Consider the following 21,914-nt stretch of genomic DNA (forward strand, 5'->3'; position numbering starts at 1 on the left):
GCCGCCCCGCCCGCCGCCTGGCGTAGCGTCGGGAGCCGACGCGGCGCGCCCGCGGCGGCCGCCCGGCCCCGGCAGGACGCCGCCCGGCACCCCGTCCGCCCCCGTCCACCCCGTCGACCCCGTCACGACTCGTTCCTCCACCAGAACCGGCGATCCACGTGAGCTCCTCCTTCTCCGACACACCGCGACGCCCGCACCCCCGCGCGTCGCGGCGGGACGCCCCCGGCCCGTACCGCCTGGTGCGGACCGACGTGGCGACCGTGGAGCCTCCTGCCTTGGACGCGGCGCAGCGCGCGGTGGTTCAGCACGACGGCGGACCGCTCCTCGTCCTCGCCGGGCCCGGCACCGGCAAGACCACCACCCTCGTCGAGTCCGTCGCCGCCCGGGTGAGCCGCGGCACCGACCCCGAGCGGATCCTCGTCCTCACCTTCAGCCGCAAGGCAGCCGTCGCCCTCCGCGACCGCCTCGCCGCCCGCCTCGGCACCACCGCCCTCCCGCAGGCCACCACCTTCCACTCCTTCTGCTACGCCCTGGTCCGCGCCCACCAGGACGCCGACCTCTTCGCCGACCCGCTCCGCCTGCTCTCCGGCCCCGAACAGGACCTCGTCGTCCGCGAACTCCTCGCCGGACAGGCCGGCCTCGCCGCCGCCGGACGCGCCCGCGTCACCTGGCCCGACGAACTCCGCGCCTGCCTGACCACCCGCGGCTTCGCCGACGAGGTCCGCGCCGTCCTCGCCCGCAGCCGCGAACTGGGCCTGGGCCCCGACGCCCTCGCCGCCTTCGCCCGCCGCACCGGCCGCCCCGACTGGGGCGCCGCCGCCGCCTTCCTCGCCGAATACCTCGACGTCCTCGACGCCCAGGGCGTCCTCGACTACGCCGAACTCGTCCACCGCGCCGTCCTCCTCGCCGAGGACGGCGACACCGGCGTCGCCGCCCGCCTGGCCACCGCCTACGACGCCGTCTACGTCGACGAGTACCAGGACACCGACCCCGCCCAGCTCCGCCTGCTGCGCGCCCTCGCCGGCCCCGGCACCACCCGCGGCGCACCCGGCACCCCCGGCCGCACCCTGATCGCCTTCGGCGACCCCGACCAGTCGATCTACGCCTTCCGCGGCTCCGACGTGAACGGCATCCTCGACTTCCCCACCGCCTTCCCCCGCGGCGACGGCACCCCCGCACCCGTCAAGGTGCTCACCACCGCCCGCCGCCCCCGCGCCGCCCTGCTGGCCGCCACCCGCGAACTGGCCCGCCGGATGCCGCTCACCCGGCTGCCCGCCGCCACCGTCCGCGCCCACCGCGAGCCCGCCGCCGTCCGCCCCGGCGGCCGCATCGACGTCCTCACGTACCCCACCCCCGGCGCCGAACTCGACAACATCGCCGACCTGCTGCGCCGCGCCCACCTGGAGGACGGCGTCCCCTGGCACGACATGGCCGTCCTCGTCCGCGCCGGCGCCCGCTCCCTGCCCGGCATCCGCCGCGCCCTCACCTCGGCGGGCGTGCCCCTCGACATCGACGGCGACGACCTCCCGCTCCGCGACGAGCCCGCCGTGGCACCGCTGCTCACCGCGCTGCGGGTGGCCGCCCACGGGGCCCTGGCGCGCGGCGGCACGTCGGGGCGCACGCCGGTGCCGGACGCCCCGGGGGAGGGGCCCGGGCCGGAGGCCACAGCGGCCGAGCCCGCACCGGACGCCCCGGTGGCCGAGCCCGTCGCGGACGCCCCGGTGGCCGAGCCCCGACCCGTCGCGGACGACCCGTCGGACACCGCCGTACCGGACACCCCGGTGCCGGCCGAGCCCGCCGCACCCGCAGCGGACGACGGGCCCGCACCCGTACCGGACGCCCCGGGGCCCGGCGCCGGACCCGCCACGGACACCCCGGAGGAGACCACCCCGGGCGCCGCACCCTCCGCCGCCCCCGCCCACCTCACCCCCGAGACCGCCCTCGACCTGCTCACCTCGCCGCTCGGCGGGATGGACGCCGCTGACCTGCGGCGGCTGGGGCGGGCACTGCGGGAGGAGGAGCGGGCCGCGGGCGCCGCGCTGCCCCGGCCCTCCGACGAACTGCTCGCCCGCGCCCTCGCCGAACCCGAACGCCTCGTCGCCCACGACCCCGCCTACGCCCGCGGCGCCCAGCGCCTCGGCCTCCTCCTGCGCACCGCCGAGGAACTCCTCGCCACCGGCGGCACCGCCGAGGCCGCCCTGTGGGAACTGTGGGACGGCACCCCCTGGCCGCAGCGCCTGGAACGCGCCGCCCACCGCGGCGGCGCCGCCGGCCGCAACGCCGACCGCGACCTCGACGCCGTCGTCGCCCTCTTCGAGACCGCCGCCCGCGCCGAGGAACGCACCGGCGGCCGCGGCGCCCTCAACTTCCTCGAAGAACTCGACGCCCAGGACATCGCCGCCGACACCCTCACCCGCCGCGTCCCCACCCACGACGCCGTCCGCCTGATGACCGCCCACCGCGCCAAGGGCCTCGAATGGCGCCTCGTCGTCGTCGCCGGGGTCCAGGAAGGGCTCTGGCCCGACCTGCGCCGCCGCGGCTCCCTCCTCGAAGCCGACCGCATCGGCCGCGACGGCCTCGCCGAACCCCTCACCCCCGGCGCCCTCCTCGCCGAGGAACGCCGCCTCTTCTACGTCGCCGCCACCCGCGCCCGCGACCGCCTCGTCGTCACCGCCGTGAAAGCCGCCGCCGACGACGGCGACCAGCCCTCCCGCTTCCTCGCCGAACTCGGCACCACCCCCCAGGACGTCACCGCCCGCCCCCGCCGCCCGCTGGCCGTCGCCGCCCTCGTCGCCGAACTCCGCGCCACCACCGTCGACCCCGCAGCCACCCCGGCCCTGCGCGACGCCGCCGCCCACCGCCTCGCCCGCCTCGCCGCCCTCCGCGACGACGACGGCCGCCCCCTCGTCCCCGCCGCCCACCCCGACAACTGGTGGGGCCTGGCCGAACCCACCCACAACACCACCCCGCTCCGCGACCGCGACCAGCCCGTCGTCCTCTCCGGCAGCGCCCTCGACCAACTCGCCCGCACCTGCGCCCTCCAGTGGTTCCTCGGCCGCGAGGTCAAGGCCGACGCCCCCGCCACCGCCGCCCAGGGCTTCGGCAACGTCGTCCACGTCCTCGCCGACGAGGTCGCCTCCGGCCGCACCCCCGCCGACCTCGCCGTCCTCATGGAACGCCTCGACTCCGTCTGGGACACCCTCGCCTTCGACGCCCCCTGGAAATCCCGCCAGGAGAAGGAGAACGCCCGCGCCGCCCTGGAACGCTTCCTGCGCTGGCACACCGACGAACGCGACCTGCGCGGCGCCACCACCGCCGCCTCCGAGCACGACTTCGACGTCACCCTCGACGCGGGCCCCCACCAGATCCGCATCCGCGGCACCATGGACCGCGTCCAACGCGACGACCAGGGCCGTGCCTACGTCGTCGACTTCAAGACCGGCAAGCAGAAACCCACCGGACCCGAGGTCGCCCACCACCCCCAGCTCGCCGTCTACCAGCTCGCCGTCCGCCAGGGCGCCCTCGACGACGCCTTCGGCGGGCACACGCCCGACACCGCCGGCGCCCAGCTCGTCCACCTCCGGCTCGGCGCCCCCCGCAAGGAGGGCGGCGACGCCCTGCCCGCCGTCCAGACCCAGCCGCCCCCGGACGACACCTGGATCGGCGGCCTCCTCGCCGAAGCCGCCGGCCGCGTCCTCGACGAACGGTTCACCCCCACCACCGGCACCCACTGCACCCACTGCGCCTTCCGCGCCTCCTGCAGCGCCCAGCCGGAGGGCCGCCAGATCATCGAGTGACGAGACGCCGACGGCCGCCGACGGCCGACGCCGACGGCTGCCGGGCCCGCCACCGGGCGACGGGCGGCGCACCGAGCCGCAGCCGCCCTCCGCACGCAGCCCGTCGTCACGGCATCCCCGCAGGTCACCACCGGTACGGCCGCCAGCCGGCCCGGAATGTCAGTCCGGCCCGTTACCGTTTTCGATGTGCCCGCGCCACTCACCGACCCCGAGCAGCTCAAAGAACTCCTCGGCATCCCGTTCACCCCGGAGCAGACGGCCTGCATCACCGCGCCGCCCGCCCCGCAGGTCATCGTGGCCGGAGCCGGATCCGGCAAGACCACCGTCATGGCCGCCCGCGTCGTCTGGCTCGTCGGCACCGGCCAGGTCGCCCCCGAACAGGTCCTCGGCCTCACCTTCACCAACAAAGCCGCAGGCGAGCTCGCCGACCGCGTCCGCACCGCCCTCCACGCCGCCGGCGTCACCACCCCCGCCGACGACCCCGGCGACCCGGACGGCCACCCCGGCGAACCCCGCATCTCCACCTACCACGCCTTCGCCGGCACCCTCCTCAAGGACCACGGCCTGCGCATCGGCATCGAGCCCGGCGCCCACCTCCTCGCCGACGCCACCCGCTTCCAGCTCGCCGCCCGCGTCCTGCGCACCGCCCAGGGCCCCTTCCCGGCGCTCACCACCTCCCTCCCCACCCTCGTCGACGACCTCCTCGCCCTCGACTCCGAGCTGGCCGAACACCTCGTCACCCCCGAACGCCTCCAGGCATACGACACCGAGCTGCTCGCCACCCTCGAAAACCGCCCGCTGACAAACGCGGACCTGCGCAAAGTCCCCGAGACCGCCCGCGCCCGCCGCGAGCTGACCACCCTCGTCGCCGCCTACCGCGACGCCAAACGCCGCCGCGACCTCCTCGACTTCGGCGACCAGATCGCCCTCTCCGCCACCCTCGCCACCACCCGCCCCGAGGTCGGCGCCCTCCTCCGCGACGAATTCCGCGTCGTCCTCCTCGACGAGTACCAGGACACCTCCGTCGCCCAGCGCCTCCTCCTCTCCGGCCTCTTCGGCGCCGGATCAGGACCCCACGCGGGGCCCGGCACCGGCCACGCCGTCACCGCCGTCGGCGACCCCTGCCAGGCCATCTACGGCTGGCGCGGCGCCTCCGTCGCCAACCTCGACGACTTCCCCGAACACTTCCCGTTCCCCGACGGCGCCCCCGCCCGCCGCCACTCCCTCAGCGAGAACCGCCGCAGCGGCGGCCGCCTCCTCGACCTCGCCAACACCCTCGCCGCCCCCCTCCGCGCCCGCCACACCGGCGTCGAAGCCCTCCGTCCCGCCCCCGGCGCCGAACGCGACGGCACCGTCCGCTGCGCCCTGCTGCCCACCCACGCCGAAGAGCTGACCTGGCTCGCCGACCACCTCGCCCACCTCGTCGCCACCGGCACCCCGCCCGGCGAGATCGCCGTCCTGTGCCGCACCGCCACCGACTTCGCCCGCATCCAGGGCGAACTGGTCGACCGCGACCTGCCCGTCGAGGTCGTCGGCCTCTCCGGCCTCCTCCACCTCCCCGAGATCGCCGACCTCGTCGCCGTCTGCGAAGTCCTCCAGGACCCCACCGCCAACGCCGCCCTCGTCCGCCTCCTCATCGGCCCCCGCTGGCGCATCGGCCCCCGCGACCTCGCCCTCCTCGGCCGCCGCGCCCGCACCCTCGTCCACCACACCGGCCCCCCCGACGACCCCGAGCGCCGCCTCGCCCAAGCCGTCGAAGGCACCGACCCGGCCGAAACCCTCTCCCTCGCCGACGCCCTCGACACCTTCCTCGAAGCCGACGGCCCCGACGACGGCCTCCCCTTCTCACCCGAGGCCCGCGTCCGCTTCGCCTACCTCGCCACCGAACTCCGCGAACTGCGCCGCTGCACCGGCGACCCCCTCATGGACGTCCTCCACCGCGTCCTTGCCACCACCGGCCTCGACGTCGAACTGGCCGCCTCCCCGCACGCCCTCGCCGCCCGCCGCCGCGAAACCCTCACCACCTTCCTCGACACCGCCGCCGGGTTCGCCGCCAAACAGGGCGGCGCCGCCCTCGACGGCGACGCCACCCTCGCCGCCTTCCTCGGCTTCCTCCGCACCGCCGCCCGCCACGAAAAGGGCCTCGACAGCTCCCTGCCCGGCGGCGACAACACCATCAAGATCCTCACCGCCCACAAGTCCAAGGGCCTCGAATGGGACGTCGTCGCCGTCCCCGGCCTCGTCGCCAAGCAGTTCCCCAGCCAGCAGCCCCGCGACTCCTGGACCACCCGCCCCAAGGTCCTCCCGCACACCCTGCGCGGCGACGCCGCCACCCTCCCCGACGTCGACACCTTCGACGCCCGCGGCCTCAAGACGTTCAAGGAGGCGATGAAGGACCACCAGGCCACCGAGGAACTCCGCCTCGGCTACGTCACCTTCACCCGCCCCCGCTCCCTCCTCCTCGGCTCCGGCCACTGGTGGGGCCCCCAGCAAAAGCGCCCCCGCGGCCCGTCCGCCTTCCTCGAAGCCCTCCGCACCTACTGCGAGGCCGGCCACGGCGAGATCGAGACCTGGACCGACCCGCCCGAGGACGACGCCGAGAACCCCACCCTCACCGAAGAAGCCACCACCCACGACTGGCCCCTGCCCCTCGACCCCACCGCCGCCACCCACCGCCGCACCGCCGCCGCCACCGTCCGCGCCCACCTCGCCCGCCTCCCACAGGAACCCGCCACCCCGCCCGGCGAGGTCCCCGCCCCGCGCCACGACGGCGACCGCGCACGGGCCGGGACGCCGCACGACCCGTACGAGGAGCCCGAGCGGTACGACCCCTACGGGGACCCCGATCCGCTCGACGCGCCCGACCCTTACGAGGAGGCCGAGCCGTACGGGGATGCCGACCTGTATGGGGAACCCGAGTACGCCCCCTCCGAGCCGTACGAAGCCGAATCCGCCCGCCCCGACGATGCGGACGGCCCTGCGGAGCGCCGGGACGGCCCTGCCCACGGCATGACGGACGCCCCCGCCCACGGCGTGACGGACACCCCTGCGGAGAGCGGGAGCGCCCCGGCGGCTGCCCCCGCCCGCCGCCCCGGCAGCGCCCCCGCCCCCGCCTCACCGCGCCCCAACGCCGCCGACGACCACGACCTCTTCGCCGGCGAGGAGGACCTCGTCCCGGCCCGCGCCCCGCACCGCCCCGCCGTCCCCGGACCGCGCCACCCCGCGGCCGGCACCCCGGATCACACCGGCACCGCCCAGGACGGCACCGGCCCCGCCCCCACCACCCCCGACGCGCCCCTCCTCCCCGAGGACCGCCGCACCCTCGCCTCCTGGGACCGCGACCTCGACGCCCTCACCGCCGAACTCCGCCGCGCCCGCGCCACCGTCCGCGACGTCCCCCTCCCGCACGCCCTCAGCGCCACCCAGCTGATGCGCCTCGCCGCCGCCCCCGACGCCTTCGCCCGCGAACTCGCCCGCCCCATGCCCCGCCCGCCCCAGCCCGCCGCCCGCCGCGGCACCCGTTTCCACGCCTGGGTCGCCTCCCGCCACGAAGAGCTCCCCCTCCCCCTCCACGACCCCGACGACCTCCCCGGCGCCGACCCCGACGCCCACCCCGACATCGCCGACGAAAGCGACCTCGAAGCCCTCAAGGAAGCCTTCGCCCGCACCCCCTACGCCCACCGCACCCCGCACCGCGTCGAGGCACCGTTCCGTATGACCCTCGCCGGACGCGTCATCAGCGGCCGCATCGACGCCGTCTACACCACACCCGGCCCCGACGGCGACGACCGCTTCGAGATCATCGACTGGAAGACCGGCCACACCCAGGACGCCGACCCCCTCCAACTCGCCATCTACCGCCTCGCCTGGGCCGAACGCCACCACCTGCCCCCCAACGCCGTCGACGCCGCCTTCCTCCACGTCCGCACCGGCACCCTCATCCGCCCCACCCACCTCCCCGGGCGCCCCGAACTCGAACGCATCCTCCGCGGCGAGACCGCCGACCGCCCTCACCCGGAAGGCCGATAGGCTCGGACCCATGAGCACCACCCCGGACAGCGCCGTCCACGCGTACCTCACGGCCCACCGCGAGACCTTCCTCGCCGACCTCGCCGACTGGCTGCGCATCCCCTCCGTGTCGGCCGACCCCGGCCACACCCCCGACGTGCGCCGCAGCGCCGAATGGCTCGCCGCCAAGCTCACCGACACCGGCTTCCCCACCGCCGAGATCTGGGAGACCGACGGCCACCCCGCCGTCTTCGCCCACTGGCCCAGCGACGACCCCGACGCCCCCACCGTCCTCGTCTACGGCCACCACGACGTCCAGCCCGCCACCCGCGAGGACGGCTGGCACACCGACCCCTTCGAGCCGCACACCGCCGACGGCAAGCTCTACGCCCGCGGCGCCGCCGACGACAAGGGCCAGGTCTTCTTCCACACCCTCGGCGTCCGCGCCCACCTCGCCGCCACCGGCCGCACCACCCCCGCCGTCCACCTCAAACTCCTCATCGAAGGAGAAGAGGAATCCGGCTCCCCGCACTTCCCCGACCTCATCGCCCGCCACGCCGACCGCCTGGCCTGCGACGCCGTGATCGTCTCCGACACCGGCATGTGGTCCAAGGACACCCCCACCGTCTGCACCGGCATGCGCGGCCTCACCGACTGCCAGATCGACCTCCACGGCCCCGACCAGGACATCCACTCCGGCTCCTTCGGCGGCGCCGTCCCCAACCCCGCCACCGAAGCCGCCCGCCTGGCCGCCGCCCTCCACGACAGCGACCGCCGCGTCACCGTCCCCGGTTTCTACGACGGCGTCATCCCCCTCACCGACCAGGAACGCGCCCTCTTCGCCGAGCTGCCCTTCGACGAAGCCGCCTGGCTCGGCACCGCCCACTCCCACGCCACCCTCGGCGAGGCGGACCACACCACCCTGGAACGCATCTGGGCCCGCCCCACCGCCGAGGTCAACGGCATCTCCGGCGGCTACCAGGGCCCCGGCGGCAAGACCATCGTCCCCGCCACCGCCCAGCTGAAGCTCTCCTTCCGCCTCGTCGCGGGCCAGGACACCGACACCGTCCAGCAGGCCGTACGCGACTGGGTCGCCGCCCAGCTCCCCGACGGCATCCGCCACACCCTCACCTTCTGGGGCGCCACCCGCCCCTGCCTCACCCCCCTCGACCACCCCGCGCTCCAGTCCGTCGTCCGCGCCATGGGCCGCGCCTTCGGCCAGAAGATCCGCTTCACCCGCGAAGGCGGCTCCGGACCCGCAGCCGACCTCCAGGACGTTCTCGGCGTACCCGTCCTCTTCCTCGGCATCTCCATCCCCTCCGACGGCTGGCACGCCCCCAACGAAAAGGTCGAACTCGACCTCCTCCTCAAGGGCGCCGAAACCACCGCACACCTCTGGGGCGACCTCGCGGAGCACTGGCACACCACCTGACCCGCCACCCCGCCCACCGCCCCACACGCAGCAACCACCCACGTCACAGGGGGAGTTGGAGACAGCAGTGACCACCTGGACCGACCACGGCGCAGACCGGCCGATCACCTTCAGCGCACCGAGCGGCATCGACCGCTCCGCCCACCACCGCCTCGACGAGGCATGGCTCGCCGCGGCCTGGAGCCACCCCTCCACGCGCGTCTTCGTGGTCTCCGGCGGTCAGGCCCTCATCGACGACACCCCCGACGGCCGCACCGAACTCATCATGACGCCCTCCTTCGAGGCGCCCCTGACCGAGGCCCACCGCTACTACCTCGGCACCGACGACGACGGCATCAGCTACTTCGCCCTCCAGAAGGACGTCCTCCCCGGCCGCCTCGACCAGTCCGCCCGCGCCGCCGGCCTGCGCGAAGCCGGCCTGCTCCTCTCCCCGCGCGACGCCGGACTCCTCGTCCACGCCGTCGCCCTGGAGAACTGGCAGCGCCTGCACCGCTTCTGCTCCCGCTGCGGCGAACGCACCGTCATCGCCGCCGCCGGGCACATCCGCCGCTGCCCCGCCTGCGGCGCCGAGCACTACCCCCGCACCGACCCCGCCGTCATCATGCTCGTCACCGACGACCAGGACCGCGCCCTCCTCGGCCGCCAGGTCCACTGGCCCGAAGGACGCTTCTCCACCCTCGCCGGCTTCGTCGAACCGGGCGAGTCCATCGAGCAGTCCGTGGCCCGCGAGGTCTTCGAGGAAGCCGGCGTCGTCGTCGGCGACGTCGAATACGTCGCCAGCCAGCCCTGGCCGTTCCCCTCCAGCCTGATGCTCGGCTTCATGGCCCGCGCCACCTCCTCCGACATACACGTCGACGGCGAGGAGATCGAGGAGGCCCGCTGGTTCTCCCGCGACGACCTCACCGCCGCCTTCGCCTCCGGCGAGGTCCTGCCCCCGTACGGCATCTCCATCGCCGCCCGCCTCATCGAAACCTGGTACGGCAAGCCGCTGCCCAAGCCCTGACCGACGCCGCACGAGCGACGCAGCGCACCCCAGCGGTGCTTCCCGCGGGGGACGGGGAGCGCCGCTGCGGCGTGTGTGCCATGCGGCGGGGGCGGTTACGTGCGCGGGGCGTCCGGAGCGGCCTTCTGCCGACGTGTGGCGGCCGGGGCCGCCCGGACACGACTGTGCCCTCCCCGGGGAACTCCGGGGAGGGCACAGTCGTGCGCGGTGCCTCAGACGGCCAGCGCCTGCTTGACCTGGTTGAGGCTCGGGTTCGTCATGACGATGTTCTCGCCGCCGGACGGGGGGACCACCAGCACGGTCGGCACCGTCTGGTTGCCGCCGTTCGCCTTCTCCACGAACGCCGCGGACTCGGCGTCGTGCTCGATGTTGATCTCCGTGTACGCGATGCCCTCGCGGTCCATCTGGCCCTTCAGCCGACGGCAGTAACCGCACCAGGTCGTGCTGTACATCGTCACAGTGCCCGCCATGCGTCCCGCGCTCCTTCGGTAAGACTCTCGAACAGAAGCCGCCACACCGAACCGGACCCACGTCCCGAACGGCCCCGACCGGTACCTGCGGGCTCGGTGCCCAGAGGCTCGGCCGGGGTGGCGACGGTAGGGGAACGATTTGGGGGGCTGGAGCATTCCCGGGGGACTCCCCGCCCCCCTTCCCCCTTCCCCCCGCCCTGCCCCCGGGGGGCCCGCCCCCACCCCACCCCTCCTCCACCCCCCCCCACCGCGCCCCAGCAGCCCCGAAGGCCGCCCCGCCGCACCCGGCCACCGCAACGTCGAGCGCCCAGCAGCCGTACGGCCGGTCGTCCTCGCTGTCTGCTCCCACTTCAGCAGATTTCGGCGCGGGGCGTCGGCGGCTGTCCACAGAAGGCGGTTGCGGTCATACCGGGCCGAGATGTCCTGTGGACAGTTTTGGGGTGTCCGGTGGTGGACCTGGCAGCATGGGCGGGTGACTGCAGCATCGGATTCCTCTCTTTTCCCGCAGGTCCCGGACTCGGCCGATGCGGTGCTCGACGGGCTCGACCCGGAGCAGCGCGAGGTGGCGACGGCGCTGCGGGGTCCGGTGTGTGTGCTGGCGGGTGCGGGCACGGGCAAGACCCGGGCGATCACGCATCGGATCGCGTACGGCGTGCGGTCGGGGGTGATGCAGCCGGCGAGTGTGCTGGCGGTGACGTTCACGGCGCGGGCGGCGGGGGAGATGCGGGGCCGGCTGCGGCAGCTCGGTGCGGGCGGCGTGCAGGCACGGACGTTCCACTCGGCGGCGTTGCGGCAGCTGCAGTTCTTCTGGCCGAAGGCGGTGGGCGGTGAGGTGCCGCGGCTGCTGGAGCGGAAGGTGCAGGTGGTCGCGGAGGCGGCGGCGCGGTGCCGGGTGCGGTTGGACCGCGCGGAGCTGCGGGAGGTCACGGGGGAGATCGAGTGGTCGAAGGTGACGCAGACGGTTCCGGCGGATTATCCGGCGGCGCTGGTGAAGGCGGGCCGGGCGGCGCCTCGTGATGCGGCCGAGGTCGGGCAGATCTACACGATGTACGAGCAGCTGAAGCGGGAGCGCGGCGTCATCGATTTCGAGGACGTGCTGCTGCTGACGGTGGGGGTGCTGCAGGATCGGCACGACATCGCGGAGCAGGTCAGGGCGCAGTATCAGCATTTCGTCGTCGACGAGTACCAGGACGTCAGCCCGTTGCAGCAGCGCCTTCTGGAGCTGTGGCTGGGGGAGCGGGATTCCCTGTGCGTGGTGGGTGACCCGGGGCAGACGATTTACAGCTTCACCGGCGCGACCCCCGATCATCTGCTGAATTTCCGCACGCGTCATCCGGGGGCGACGCTCGTGAAGCTGGTGCGGGATTACCGTTCGACGCCTCAGGTGGTGCATCTCGCGAACGGTGTGCTGGCGCAGGCGAGCGGCCGGGCGGCGGAGCACCGTCTGGAGCTGGTGTCGCAGCGGGCGCCGGGTCCGGAGCCGGTGTTCGTGGAGTACGCCGATGAGCCCGCGGAGGCGGAGGGGGTGGCCCGGCGGGTCCGGGAGCTGATCGCGTCGGGGGTGTCGGCGGGTGAGATAGCGGTGTTGTTCCGCATCAATGCGCAGTCCGAGGTGTACGAGCAGGCGCTGGCGGATGCGGGCGTGCCGTATCTGCTGCGGGGGGCCGAGCGGTTCTTCGAGCGGCCGGAGGTGCGGGAGGCGGGTGTGGCGCTGCGCAGCGCCGCCCGCTTCGGGGGGAACGACGCACTGCTGGACGATGCGGTGGATGTGCCGTCGCAGGTGCGGGCGGTGCTGAGCACGAAGGGCTGGACGAGCCGTCCGCCGGAGGGTTCGGGGGCGGTGCGGGACCGCTGGGAGTCGTTGGCGGCGCTGATGCGGTTGGCGGAGGATTTCGCGCGGGCACGTCCGGGGGCGTCGCTCGCGGATCTGGTGGCGGAGCTGGACGAGCGGGCGCGGGCGCAGCACGCGCCGACGGTCGAGGGGGTGACGCTGGCGTCGCTGCATGCCGCGAAGGGCCTGGAGTGGGACGCGGTGTTCCTGGTGGGGCTGACCGAGGGCATGATGCCGATCTCGCACGCGACGTCCGACGCGGAGGTCGAGGAGGAGCGGCGGCTGCTGTATGTGGGCGTGACGCGGGCGCGGGAGCATCTGGGGCTGTCGTGGTCGTTGGCGCGTTCGCCGGGGGGCCGGGCGTCGCGGCGCCCCAGCCGGTTCCTGAACGGTCTGCGGCCCGGTGGCGGCGGCGTGGCGCGCCGCGCGGCGGGTGCTGCCGCGGGTGGTGTGGAGCGGGGCGCGGGCGGGGCGTCCGGTGGCTTCCGGCGCCGGGACCGCAAGCCGGCCCGGTGCCGGGTGTGCGGGCGGACGCTGACGGACGCGGGCGAGATGAAGCTGATGCGGTGCGAGGACTGCCCGTCGGAGCTGGACGAGGGGCTGTACGAGCGGTTGCGTGACTGGCGGGCGGAGCAGGCGGCGCGGCTGTCGCAGCCGGCGTACTGCGTGTTCACCGACAAGACGTTGATGGCGATTGCGGAGGCGGTGCCGGAGTCGGCGGGGGAGCTGGCGCAGATCTCCGGTGTCGGGCGGCGGAAGCTGGACCGTTTCGGGGTCGAGGTGTTGGCGCTCTGTGCAGGTCAGGAGCTTGGCGAGGGTGGGACGGACGGTCTGGGGGAAGGCAGCGGCGAGGTCCGTGAGGACGCCGCGGAAAACTCGTCGGAAAAATAGTTTGCGCGCGCGGACGGCATCCCCATAGCCTTCGGAAGCACGGTGATGACGGGCTTCCGGGTCCGGAAGTATCCGTGTTGTACTTGAACATGTTTGGAACGGGATCCCCGGTCCACCGAGACGCCGAGAGGAGGCGAGCCCAGTGATCAGCTTCATCGAGATGAACAAAATGACCGATCGTTCGGTCGTCGCCCCCTGCTCTCTCGGCTCCTCGCTCCCGGGCACCGGTATGTCCGGCTTCGGCCGCCTCTCCGGCGTCGAGGTCAAGCGTCCCGAGTCCCTTCTGTCCCTCGTGGCGGAGGAGCGCAGTGCGCGACCGGCGCAGGCACCTGCGGTAGTGGCAGTGGCAGCAGTGGCGAATGCCTTTGCTCCCGCGGCAGCCAATGGTGCCGGATCCCAGCAGCAGTACCGCCAGCACGAAACGTGGGCCTACCGCGGCCTTGAACCCTGGAGAGATCCAGCCTGATCGGCATGATCAGGTCGGCGCCTTCCAGGGCCGCGGAACCCCCACCGGGATCCGCGGCCCTTTTGTTTGCCCAGCGCCCGGCCACCGCCGGGCCACACAGACGAGGAACACACACCGTGCAACTGCAGACGCACACCCCGTCCGTTGCGACCGACCTGATCCCCCCGCCTGATCCCCAGGAGAACTCCTTGCTTCCCCTCACCGAGCTGGACAACGAAATCGACCGTCTCGGCGCCGCCGTGCCGTGCCGCACCTACGACCCCGAGGTCTTCTTCGCCGAGTCCCCGGCGGACGTCGAGTACGCCAAGTCGCTGTGCCGGACCTGCCCCGTCCGTGAGGCGTGTCTGGCGGGTGCCAAGGACCGCCGTGAGCCGTGGGGCGTCTGGGGCGGTGAGCTGTTCGTCCAGGGAGTCGTCGTGGCGCGGAAGCGCCCGCGAGGCCGCCCGCGCAAGAACCCGGTCGCGGCATGAACACCCCCGGCACAGGAACGATCGACCGTCCCGGTACGCGGGACCCCCGGAAGCAGGACCCAGCGATGAACCCCACCATCACCGAAATGCCCGCACCCGTGAACTCCGGTGCGATCGAGTCGCGTCAGAACAGGAACCTCGAAATGCAACTCATCCCAGAAGCTTTGGCGCGTGCCCATATGCACGAACGCCTGCACCAAGCCGAGTCCGAACGCAGGGGGCATCGGCTCGCCGCCGCGCGGCGGATGCAGCGGCGCGCGGAACGCGCGTCGCTCCGCGCCCGCCGCGCCCTGGCCATGGCCGTGATGCAGTGACGCGGTAACAGGATTACTGGGCGTGCCGCACACCTCTGCCAGGCCGGTCGGCCACGGGGGAGGCGAGGTGGCGGACACGGTCCGTGCGCTGTGGGCCCGGGGCCCGTCCGGTTGGGCGGGCCCCGGGCGCGTGTTTCCGGCGTGGCGGGGGTTGCGGGGATATCGTCGTACGGTGGACCGCACGACGCACGGCACGGCGCAGCAGCCGACGGCCGAGACCGACATCGACGCCGGGGAGCGCCCCGGAACGACCGCGGGCAGCCGGGAAGGCGCCGCCCCCGGCATCTCCTGCGCCCGCTGCGGCGCCGTCGCCGAGGGAAGCCCGCCGTTGTGGACCTGCTCGGTGGAGCACGGAGTCCGCCGCTATTTCTGCGACGGCTGCGCGCGGGAGAACCTCCGTTCCATCGAAGGGCGCCTGGACTCCGCCCACTGGTGATCTCCGTGCTGCACGGCGGTGGCCCCGGCGCCCCGGTGTCAGCCGATGGGCTCCTCCGCCGTCACCCGGCCGTCAGGCTCCGTCGTCTCCTCCTCGCCCGGCTCGTCGGCGGGCTCGTCCGGGGCGACGAAGCCCGGTAGCCAGTCGGTGAGTTCGTCGCGCAGCCTGACCTGTGCCCCCAGCTGGCACAGCACCCCGATCGTGCTCAGCGTCACCCGGTGTATCAGCAGGTAGGACGGGGGAAGGTTGAGCTGCTTGCCCAGCTGGTGGGCGGGGGAGCGGGGGTCGCCGATGCGGGTGGCCTGACGCCGCATCCATTCCCGGGTGAAGGTGAACTCCTCCACCTGCGCCGGCTCGATGATCGGCAGCAGATACTCCAGCACCTCCTCCGGGTCCAGCTCGATGGAGTCCTTCACGAACCCCTCGTCGCACAGCTGCTGGTGGACGACCTCGGCGTGGCCCTCCAGCGTCATCCGCAGCGCGGTGCCGATCGTCGGCGGCAGGCCCTCGGGCAGCCGGTCCACCGTCCCGAAGTCCAGAACACCGAGCCGCCACCCGCTCACCGGCCCGTCGTCGGCCAGCAGCCGGAAGTTGCCCGGATGCGGATCGGCGTGCAGCAGCCCCGTACGCGCCGGGCCGGAGAACAGGAACCGTGCCAGCAACTGCCCCGCACGGTCCCGCTGCTCCGGGGTGCCGTCGGCGATGACCTCCGCCAGCGGTATGCCCTCCAGCCACTCGGTGACCAGGACCTGATCGCTCTGGTGCACCACGGCGGGGACCCGGACGTCCTCGTCGCCGTCGAACTCCGCGGCGTGTGCCTGCTGGGCCTCCGCCTCCAGCGCGTAGTCCAACTCCTCCGCCACCCGGTCCCGCAACTCGGCGATCAGCGGTTTGACGTCCATGCCGGGGATCAGCGGGCCCAGCAGACGGGCGAAGCGGCTCAGTTGGGCGAGGTCCGACAGCAGCGCCGCACCGGCGCCCGGATACTGCACCTTCACCGCTACGGGACGGCCGTCGTGCCACACGGCCCGGTGCACCTGACCGATCGATGCGGCGGCCGACGGCTTGTCCTCGAACTCCTGGAACAGCTCCCGCCACTCCTCGCCCAGCCGTTCGGCGAGGACGGTGTGCACGGTGCCGGTCGGCATCGGCGGTGCCGCCTCCTGAAGTTTGGTCAGCGCCGCGCGGTAGGGGCCGGCCACCTCCTCCGGCAGCGCCGATTCGAAGACGGACAGCGCCTGCCCGAATTTCATCGCCCCGCCCTTCAACTCTCCCAACACCTTGAAGAGCTGTTCGGCGGTGCGTTGCTGCAGCTCGCGGCCGACGATCTCGGCAGACCGGCCGCCGATCCGCTTGCCCAGACCCCAGGTGGCGCGACCGGCGAACCCCAGGGGCAGCGCGGCCAGCTTGGCGGTGCGGGTGACCGCCTTGCGGGGAAGATCAGACATGCGCCCCTCCAACTCACACTGTCCCCAAGCGGGGTTACTCCGTCATTGTGGCGTGCCGCCGCCGTGGATCCGAGGGCTCGTCGGACGCCGTCGACCGCGCGGCGCCGCACCCGCACTCCGGATGCGGCGCGATCGCTGAGGTGCGCATGCCCGCACCCGGCAGTGCGAACTCCCACCGGGCGCCCGTGCACGGCGGCAACGTCCCGTCGAGGAAGATCAACGCCTGCGCCGCCGCCTGCCCCGCGACCATGGTCGCCAGCGACGCGTCACACGCCGGGACCGCGGCCGAGCGCCGGCCCGACCGCCACTGGGCCAGCAGCTTCGGCCACGCCGGATCCGCCTCCGTACGCCGCAGCTCATCGCAGCCCGCGCACGCGGAGAGACCCGGCACCACCAGCGGCCCCACCACGCCCGTGCCCTCGACCACTCCCGCGTACAGATGAGGGATGCCGGCCGTCAACAGCGGCTCGGACAGCAGCGGATCGGGGGTGTACGCGCCCAGACCGTCCCGCGGGGTGAGGACCACCAGGGACAGACCCGGCTCGCCCGACTCGCTCACCGGGACCACCGGCCGCGGCACGCGCCCCCACGGCGACGTCTCCCGCACCAGCCGCCGCGCGGCCGCGTCCCGCCGCTCACCGATCTGATCCGCGCGATACCCGCCGGGCAGCACGTCCCACGGCTCGATCTTCCCGCCGTCCAGTACCTCCACCCGGCCGATGCCCGACGCGGACAGCAGCGCGGCGACGGCCGCACCCACCCGACCCGCGCCCCGCACCCGCGCGCGGACCGCCCGCCGCGCCCCTATGCGTCCCCACGCGCCGGTGGCCTCCGGATGACGCACCGACAGCGACCCCAGATCCGGCCGCAGCCGGGCACAGGCCGCACCGTCCGCCCGGACCGCGTCGGCCCCGGGACCGCCGCCGGACGCCACCTCCAGCAGGCCCGCGGCGCCCAGCCGCTCCACCACACCCCGCGCGCGGGCGGGCGGCAGATCCAGCGCATGGGCCTGCGCGATCAACTCCTCCATCGTGCGGGTGCCGTCGATCATGTCGAGGAAGTAGCCCGTCGCGATGTCGAGAGGCCCCACCACCACCGCGTGCGCCGGCGCCACGCCGTACTGCACCGTTGCGTTGTCCCGCCAGCCGCGCCGCAGCGCCGGCTTGATCATCGGACGCATCGCATCCGCCCCCGTTCCCCGGTCCGTCCGCGGTCCTCCCGCGATGTGTGGACCCAGCATGCGCCGGCGGCCGGCGCACCCCCCGAGTTGTCCACAGGCCCGCAGCGAGCGGTCGTACGAATGCGGCGGGCTGTGGACAACCGATCCGTCTGTGGTGGACCTTCCCCGGCCGGGACCGGATGTCAGTGGCCGCGAGTAGCCTCGGGCGCGGCACACCGGCACCTGCCCACCCGTCCACCGCGGAGAAGGAGCACCCCCTGCGACCCGCCACCCCCGACCCCCGTGGCTCCACCCCCGGCACCCCGCCCGGCCCCGTAGAGGTGCGGCGCAGCGCGCGTCGGCGCAGCACCGTCTCCGCCCGCCGGGAAGGCGACCGCACCGTCGTCCTCATACCGGACCGGATGTCCCGGGCGGAGGAGGAACGCTGGGTCGCCGTGATGCTGGAGCGGCTCGCCGCGAAGGACGGCAGGCGGCGTCCCGGCGACGCCGAGCTGACCGAGCGGGCCGCCGAACTCTCCGCCCGGTTCCTGGGCGGTGAGGCCCGGCCCGCGTCGGTGCGCTGGGTCACCAACCAGAACAGCCGCTGGGGCTCGTGCACCCCGGCCGAGGGCACCATCCGCCTCTCCCACCGACTCCAGGGCATGCCCGAATACGTCGTCGACTACGTACTGCTGCACGAACTCGCCCATCTCCTCGTGCCCGGGCACGGCCCGCGGTTCTGGAAGCTGCTCGACGCCTACCCGCGCACCGAACGGGCCCGGGGCTACCTCGAAGGCGTCGCCGCCGCAGACAGGCTGCCGCACCCCGCCGAACCGGCCGGGTGACCTCGGACCGGCACCGGTCACGCCCCGGCATCCCGCGCTGTCGGTGGCAGCGGATAGCCTGACCGCAGTACCAACTCACAGCCGGAGCGGGGGGACAGGCGTTACCTATGGCCAGGGAATTCCAGCGGGGCCACAAGGCCAGGATCGGTGACCTGACGGCAGGGACCGACCTGTACGTCGGCGTGCAGATCGGCGGGCCGGGGCTCACCTTCGACATCAGCTGTTTCGGCCTGGACGCCGACGAACGGCTCTCCGACGACCGGTACTTCATCTTCTTCAACCAACCCGCCTCGCCCGAGCAGGCCATCCAGCAGCTCGGCGAACAGGCCGGTGACACCCAGTCGTTCCGGGTCACGCTCGACCGCATCCCGTCGCACATCCGGAAGCTGTCCTTCACCGCCGCCCTCGACGGCGCCGGCCAGGTCTCCCAGATCGGCCCCGGCTACCTCCGCATCGTCGCAGGCGGCGAAGAGGTCGCCCGCTACTCCTTCAACGGCTCCGAGTTCAGCACCGAACGCGCCGTCATGCTCGGCGACTTCTACCTCAAGGACGTCTGGCGGTTCGCCGCCGTCGGCCAGGGCTTCGACGGCGGTCTGGAGGCGCTGCTCAAGAACTTCGGCGGCGAGGTCCTCGAAGAGGAGGCGGCGCCCGAGCCCGCCGCGGCCGAGCCCGCGCAGGCCGCCCCCGCCTTCGCCCCGCCCGCAGGCCCGGCCCCGGCCTTCGCGGCCCCCACGGCCCCCACCGCGCCCGCCGCTCCGCAGACCCCGGCGCCCGCACAGCAGCCCGTGCCCCCGCAGCAGGCGGACCCCGGCTTCGGAGCGCCCCAGGGCACCCCGCCCGCCGCCCCGCAACCGGCCGCACCCCAACAGCCCGCCGCGCCTCAGATGCACAGCGCGCCCACCATGGCCGCGCCCCTCGCCCCGCCCGGCGCCCCGATGACGCCGCCCGCCGCACCCGTACCGCCGCCCGCGGCCCCCGGCATGCCCGGTGGACAGCACCCGGCCCCGTACGGACAGCCGGCGCCCGGCCAGGCCCCCTACGGCACCCCGGGGCAAGCCCCCCACGGCGCCGCACCCGGCGGCCACGGCGCGCCCCAGGGAGCGCCGCCCGGACAGTTCCCGCCGCAGGCCCCGGGCCCGTACGGGCAGGCCCCCGGTGCGCCCCACCCCGGTCAGGCACCGGTCGTGCCCCAGGACGGCGGGCCCGGACTCGGCGTCGTCCTGGAGAAGTACAAGGAAGCCCCCACCGGGCAGCGCTGGACGCTCCAGAACAGCAAGCTGGTCCGCGTCGACCTCGGCGTCGACGGCCAGCCGGTCCTCGCCCGCCAGGGCAGCATGGTGCTCTACCAGGGCAAGGTCGACTTCAACTACAAGGGCGCGGGTCTCCGCGGCCGGCTCGTCGGCAACGCCACCGGCCAGGAGATGCAGCTGATGCGCTGCACCGGCCAGGGCCAGGTCTTCTTCGCCGAGGACAGCACCCACATCCACCCCGTCGAGCTGCAGGGTGACGCCCTGTGCGTCTCCGCCGACAGCGTCCTCGCCTTCGACGAGTCGCTCCAGCACGAGGTCCGCCGGGTCGAAGGCCACGGCATACCCGGGGGCGCCCTGTTCACCCTGCAGTTCCAGGGCACCGGCACCGTCGTCATCAAGACCCACGGCACGCCCGTCGTCCTGCCCGTCACCCCCACCACCTTCGCCGACGCCAACGCCGTCGTGGCCTGGTCCGCCGCCGCGCAGGTGATCGTCTCCAGCCAGGTGAGCATGCGCCGCCACGCCTACCCCGGCCACTCCGGCGAGTCCGTGAACCTCCAATTCCGCGGCGCGCCCGGCAACTTCATCGTCGTCCAGCCCTACGAGGTCTGAGGGAGCCCGTCACCATGACCCAGCAGCAGCTGTCGGGCTACGCCCCGACCCCGCCCGCCGCCCGCATGGAGAACCACGGCAGCGCCATGGTCAAGATCGCCATGCAGAGCGGACACGACGTCTTCGCCCGCACCGGATCGATGGTCGCCTACGAAGGCTTCATCCAGTACGAGCCCAACCCGCCCGCCGTCCGCCAGATGGCCTCCCAGTGGATCACCGGCGAGGGCGCCCCGCTGATGAAGTGCAGCGGCGACGGCATCCTCTACCTCGCCGACTACGGCGCCGACGTCGTCTGCATCCACCTCAACGGTGAGTCGCTGTCCGTCAGCGGCACCAACCTCCTCGCCCTCGACGCCCAGCTCCAGTGGGGCGTCCAACGCGTCAAGGGCATGGCCAAATTCGCAGGTCAGGGACTGTTCAACGTCGGTATATCCGGCACCGGCTGGGTCGCCCTCACCTCCCGCGGCACCCCCATCGTCGTCGACTGCGGGCGCGGTGAGGACGAGACGTACGTCGACCCCGACGCCCTCGTGGCCTGGTCGGCCAACCTGAAGATGAAGGGCAAGCGCAGCTTCAAGGCGTCCTCGATGATCGGACGCGGCAGCGGCGAGGCGTACCAGCTCGGCTTCTCCGGCCAGGGCTTCGTCGTCGTCCAGCCCAGCGAGGACAGCACCGACCGGCTCCGGGCCCGGGGCTGAAGGGGGACCGAGGAACATGCAGAGCCCGCTTTTCGCCCACACCGAGGCACAGACCCACGACCGCTACGCCCTGCAGAACTCCCAGCTGCTGCGCGTCGCCCTCGAAGGACACGAGGACCTCCTCGCCCGCAAGGGCGCCATGGTCGCCTACCAGGGACTCCTCGAATTCGAGGGGGACTACCAGACCCAGGGCCAGCACTACGCCCGCGCCGTCACCGGCGAGGGCCTGGACCTGATGCGCATCTCCGGCCAGGGCACCGTCTACCTCGCCAACCTCGCCCAGTACGTCCACATCCTCGACGTGGACCACCAGGGCCTGACCGTCGACAGCAGCTACGTCCTGGCGCTCGACTCCGGGCTCCACTGGGACGCCGTCTCCGTCGACAGCCGGTACGGCATCTCCGGCACCGGCAAGTACCAGCTCAACATCGCAGGTCAGGGCAAGGTCGTCCTGATGACCTCGGGCCAGCCGCTGATGCTGCCGGTCACCCCCGAGACCTACGTCAACGCCGACGCCGACGCGGTCGTCGCCTGGTCCGCGTCGCTGCGGGTCCAGATGCAGGCCCAGACGCACTCCTCCGGCGTCTGGCGGCGCCGCGGCAACACCGGCGAGGGCTGGGAGCTGAGCTTCCTCGGCCAGGGATACGCCCTGGTCCAGCCCAGCGAGCTGCTCCCGCCGCAGAACGCCGTCATCGGCTCCGGCCTCGCCGCACAGTTCGGCATGGGCCAGCAGGGCGCCCGCGGCTACAACCAGGGCAACATCTTCACCAACTGACGGCACAGG

16 protein-coding genes are annotated in these 21,914 nt (G+C 73.8%); 13 read left to right on the top strand and 3 right to left on the bottom strand.

Annotated features, from left to right (window positions below):
- Nucleotides 1–158 precede the first annotated feature (158 nt).
- The 4 genes from ABT345_RS10735 (at nucleotide 159) to nudC (ending at nucleotide 10,240) form a co-directional block, all read left to right on the top strand.
- Nucleotides 159–3,797, top strand: coding sequence for a UvrD-helicase domain-containing protein (locus tag ABT345_RS10735; protein WP_386459285.1), 3,639 nt, complete (start codon nucleotides 159–161; stop codon nucleotides 3,795–3,797).
- A 186-nt stretch (nucleotides 3,798–3,983) separates the two neighbouring features.
- Nucleotides 3,984–7,826, top strand: a complete 3,843-nt coding sequence (locus ABT345_RS10740; RefSeq protein ID WP_345086448.1) for a UvrD-helicase domain-containing protein — start codon at nucleotides 3,984–3,986, stop codon at nucleotides 7,824–7,826.
- A 10-nt stretch (nucleotides 7,827–7,836) separates the two neighbouring features.
- Nucleotides 7,837–9,237, top strand: coding sequence for a dipeptidase (locus tag ABT345_RS10745; RefSeq protein WP_345086446.1), 1,401 nt, complete (start codon nucleotides 7,837–7,839; stop codon nucleotides 9,235–9,237).
- 67 nt (nucleotides 9,238–9,304) lie between these two features.
- Entirely contained in the window at nucleotides 9,305–10,240 is a 936-nt protein-coding gene (gene nudC / locus ABT345_RS10750; protein WP_345086444.1) for an NAD(+) diphosphatase, read from the top strand.
- Nucleotides 10,241–10,452: 212 nt separating this feature from the next.
- Here nudC and ABT345_RS10755 read toward each other — a convergent pair whose 3' ends face one another.
- Nucleotides 10,453–10,710, bottom strand: a complete 258-nt coding sequence (locus tag ABT345_RS10755; protein WP_030289565.1) for a glutaredoxin family protein — start codon at nucleotides 10,708–10,710, stop codon at nucleotides 10,453–10,455.
- Nucleotides 10,711–11,182: 472 nt separating this feature from the next.
- Here ABT345_RS10755 and ABT345_RS10760 point away from each other — a divergent pair, with 472 nt between their 5' ends.
- From ABT345_RS10760 to ABT345_RS10780, 5 genes are all read left to right on the top strand, one after another.
- Nucleotides 11,183–13,432 carry an ATP-dependent DNA helicase UvrD2 gene (locus tag ABT345_RS10760; protein ID WP_386459277.1) on the top strand — a complete coding sequence of 750 codons (2,250 nt, stop codon included), beginning with the start codon at nucleotides 11,183–11,185 and terminating at the stop codon, nucleotides 13,430–13,432.
- A gap of 142 nt (nucleotides 13,433–13,574) precedes the next feature.
- Nucleotides 13,575–13,898, top strand: a complete 324-nt coding sequence (locus tag ABT345_RS10765; protein WP_345086439.1) for a hypothetical protein — start codon at nucleotides 13,575–13,577, stop codon at nucleotides 13,896–13,898.
- A gap of 116 nt (nucleotides 13,899–14,014) precedes the next feature.
- Nucleotides 14,015–14,368 carry a WhiB family transcriptional regulator gene (locus tag ABT345_RS10770; RefSeq protein WP_030280963.1) on the top strand — a complete coding sequence of 118 codons (354 nt, stop codon included), beginning with the start codon at nucleotides 14,015–14,017 and terminating at the stop codon, nucleotides 14,366–14,368.
- Nucleotides 14,365–14,682 carry a putative WhiB-interacting protein gene (locus tag ABT345_RS10775; RefSeq protein ID WP_345086433.1) on the top strand — a complete coding sequence of 106 codons (318 nt, stop codon included), beginning with the start codon at nucleotides 14,365–14,367 and terminating at the stop codon, nucleotides 14,680–14,682. The genes ABT345_RS10770 and ABT345_RS10775 overlap by 4 nt, the downstream gene beginning before the upstream one ends.
- A 172-nt stretch (nucleotides 14,683–14,854) precedes the next feature.
- Nucleotides 14,855–15,118, top strand: a complete 264-nt coding sequence (locus tag ABT345_RS10780) for a hypothetical protein (protein ID WP_345086705.1) — start codon at nucleotides 14,855–14,857, stop codon at nucleotides 15,116–15,118.
- A gap of 38 nt (nucleotides 15,119–15,156) precedes the next feature.
- Here the strand turns inward: ABT345_RS10780 and ABT345_RS10785 are convergent, their stop codons facing one another.
- Together ABT345_RS10785 and ABT345_RS10790 are read right to left on the bottom strand one after the other, a co-directional pair.
- Nucleotides 15,157–16,566, bottom strand: a complete 1,410-nt coding sequence (locus ABT345_RS10785) for an ABC1 kinase family protein (RefSeq protein WP_345086431.1) — start codon at nucleotides 16,564–16,566, stop codon at nucleotides 15,157–15,159.
- Nucleotides 16,567–16,600: 34 nt separating this feature from the next.
- A complete protein-coding gene (locus ABT345_RS10790; RefSeq protein ID WP_386459271.1) occupies nucleotides 16,601–17,746 on the bottom strand; it encodes a ThiF family adenylyltransferase in 1,146 nt (381 codons plus the stop codon).
- A gap of 257 nt (nucleotides 17,747–18,003) precedes the next feature.
- Here ABT345_RS10790 and ABT345_RS10795 point away from each other — a divergent pair, with 257 nt between their 5' ends.
- The 4 genes from ABT345_RS10795 to ABT345_RS10810 all read left to right on the top strand — a co-directional run bounded on the left by ABT345_RS10795 (nucleotide 18,004) and on the right by ABT345_RS10810 (nucleotide 21,905).
- Nucleotides 18,004–18,570 (top strand): M48 metallopeptidase family protein, encoded by a 567-nt coding sequence (locus ABT345_RS10795; protein WP_345086684.1) that lies wholly within the window; start codon nucleotides 18,004–18,006, stop codon nucleotides 18,568–18,570.
- Nucleotides 18,571–18,677: 107 nt separating this feature from the next.
- Nucleotides 18,678–20,432, top strand: coding sequence for a TerD family protein (locus ABT345_RS10800; RefSeq protein WP_345086427.1), 1,755 nt, complete (start codon nucleotides 18,678–18,680; stop codon nucleotides 20,430–20,432).
- A gap of 14 nt (nucleotides 20,433–20,446) precedes the next feature.
- Complete coding sequence (locus ABT345_RS10805) at nucleotides 20,447–21,130, top strand: AIM24 family protein (protein ID WP_345086425.1); 684 nt, start codon at nucleotides 20,447–20,449, stop codon at nucleotides 21,128–21,130.
- 16 nt (nucleotides 21,131–21,146) lie between these two features.
- Nucleotides 21,147–21,905: an AIM24 family protein gene (locus ABT345_RS10810; protein ID WP_345086423.1), complete on the top strand. Its 759-nt coding sequence runs from the start codon at nucleotides 21,147–21,149 to the stop codon at nucleotides 21,903–21,905.
- Nucleotides 21,906–21,914: the final 9 nt, after the last annotated feature.

This window comes from Streptomyces sp. NPDC000404, from assembly GCF_040300365.1.
In the GTDB taxonomy this organism is placed as follows: domain Bacteria; phylum Actinomycetota; class Actinomycetes; order Streptomycetales; family Streptomycetaceae; genus Streptomyces; species Streptomyces ramulosus.

Bases quoted from the DNA above. Each gene is read 5' to 3' on its own strand.
- ABT345_RS10775 (WP_345086433.1), top strand. From the start codon at position 14,365: ATGAACACCCCCGGCACAGGAACGATCGACCGTCCCGGTACGCGGGAC.
- ABT345_RS10745 (WP_345086446.1), top strand. From the start codon at position 7,837: ATGAGCACCACCCCGGACAGCGCCGTCCACGCGTACCTCACGGCCCAC.
- ABT345_RS10755 (WP_030289565.1), bottom strand. From the start codon at position 10,710: ATGGCGGGCACTGTGACGATGTACAGCACGACCTGGTGCGGTTACTGC.
- ABT345_RS10785 (WP_345086431.1), bottom strand. From the start codon at position 16,566: ATGTCTGATCTTCCCCGCAAGGCGGTCACCCGCACCGCCAAGCTGGCC.
- ABT345_RS10810 (WP_345086423.1), top strand. From the start codon at position 21,147: ATGCAGAGCCCGCTTTTCGCCCACACCGAGGCACAGACCCACGACCGC.
- ABT345_RS10790 (WP_386459271.1), bottom strand. From the start codon at position 17,746: ATGCGTCCGATGATCAAGCCGGCGCTGCGGCGCGGCTGGCGGGACAAC.
- ABT345_RS10800 (WP_345086427.1), top strand. From the start codon at position 18,678: ATGGCCAGGGAATTCCAGCGGGGCCACAAGGCCAGGATCGGTGACCTG.
- ABT345_RS10805 (WP_345086425.1), top strand. From the start codon at position 20,447: ATGACCCAGCAGCAGCTGTCGGGCTACGCCCCGACCCCGCCCGCCGCC.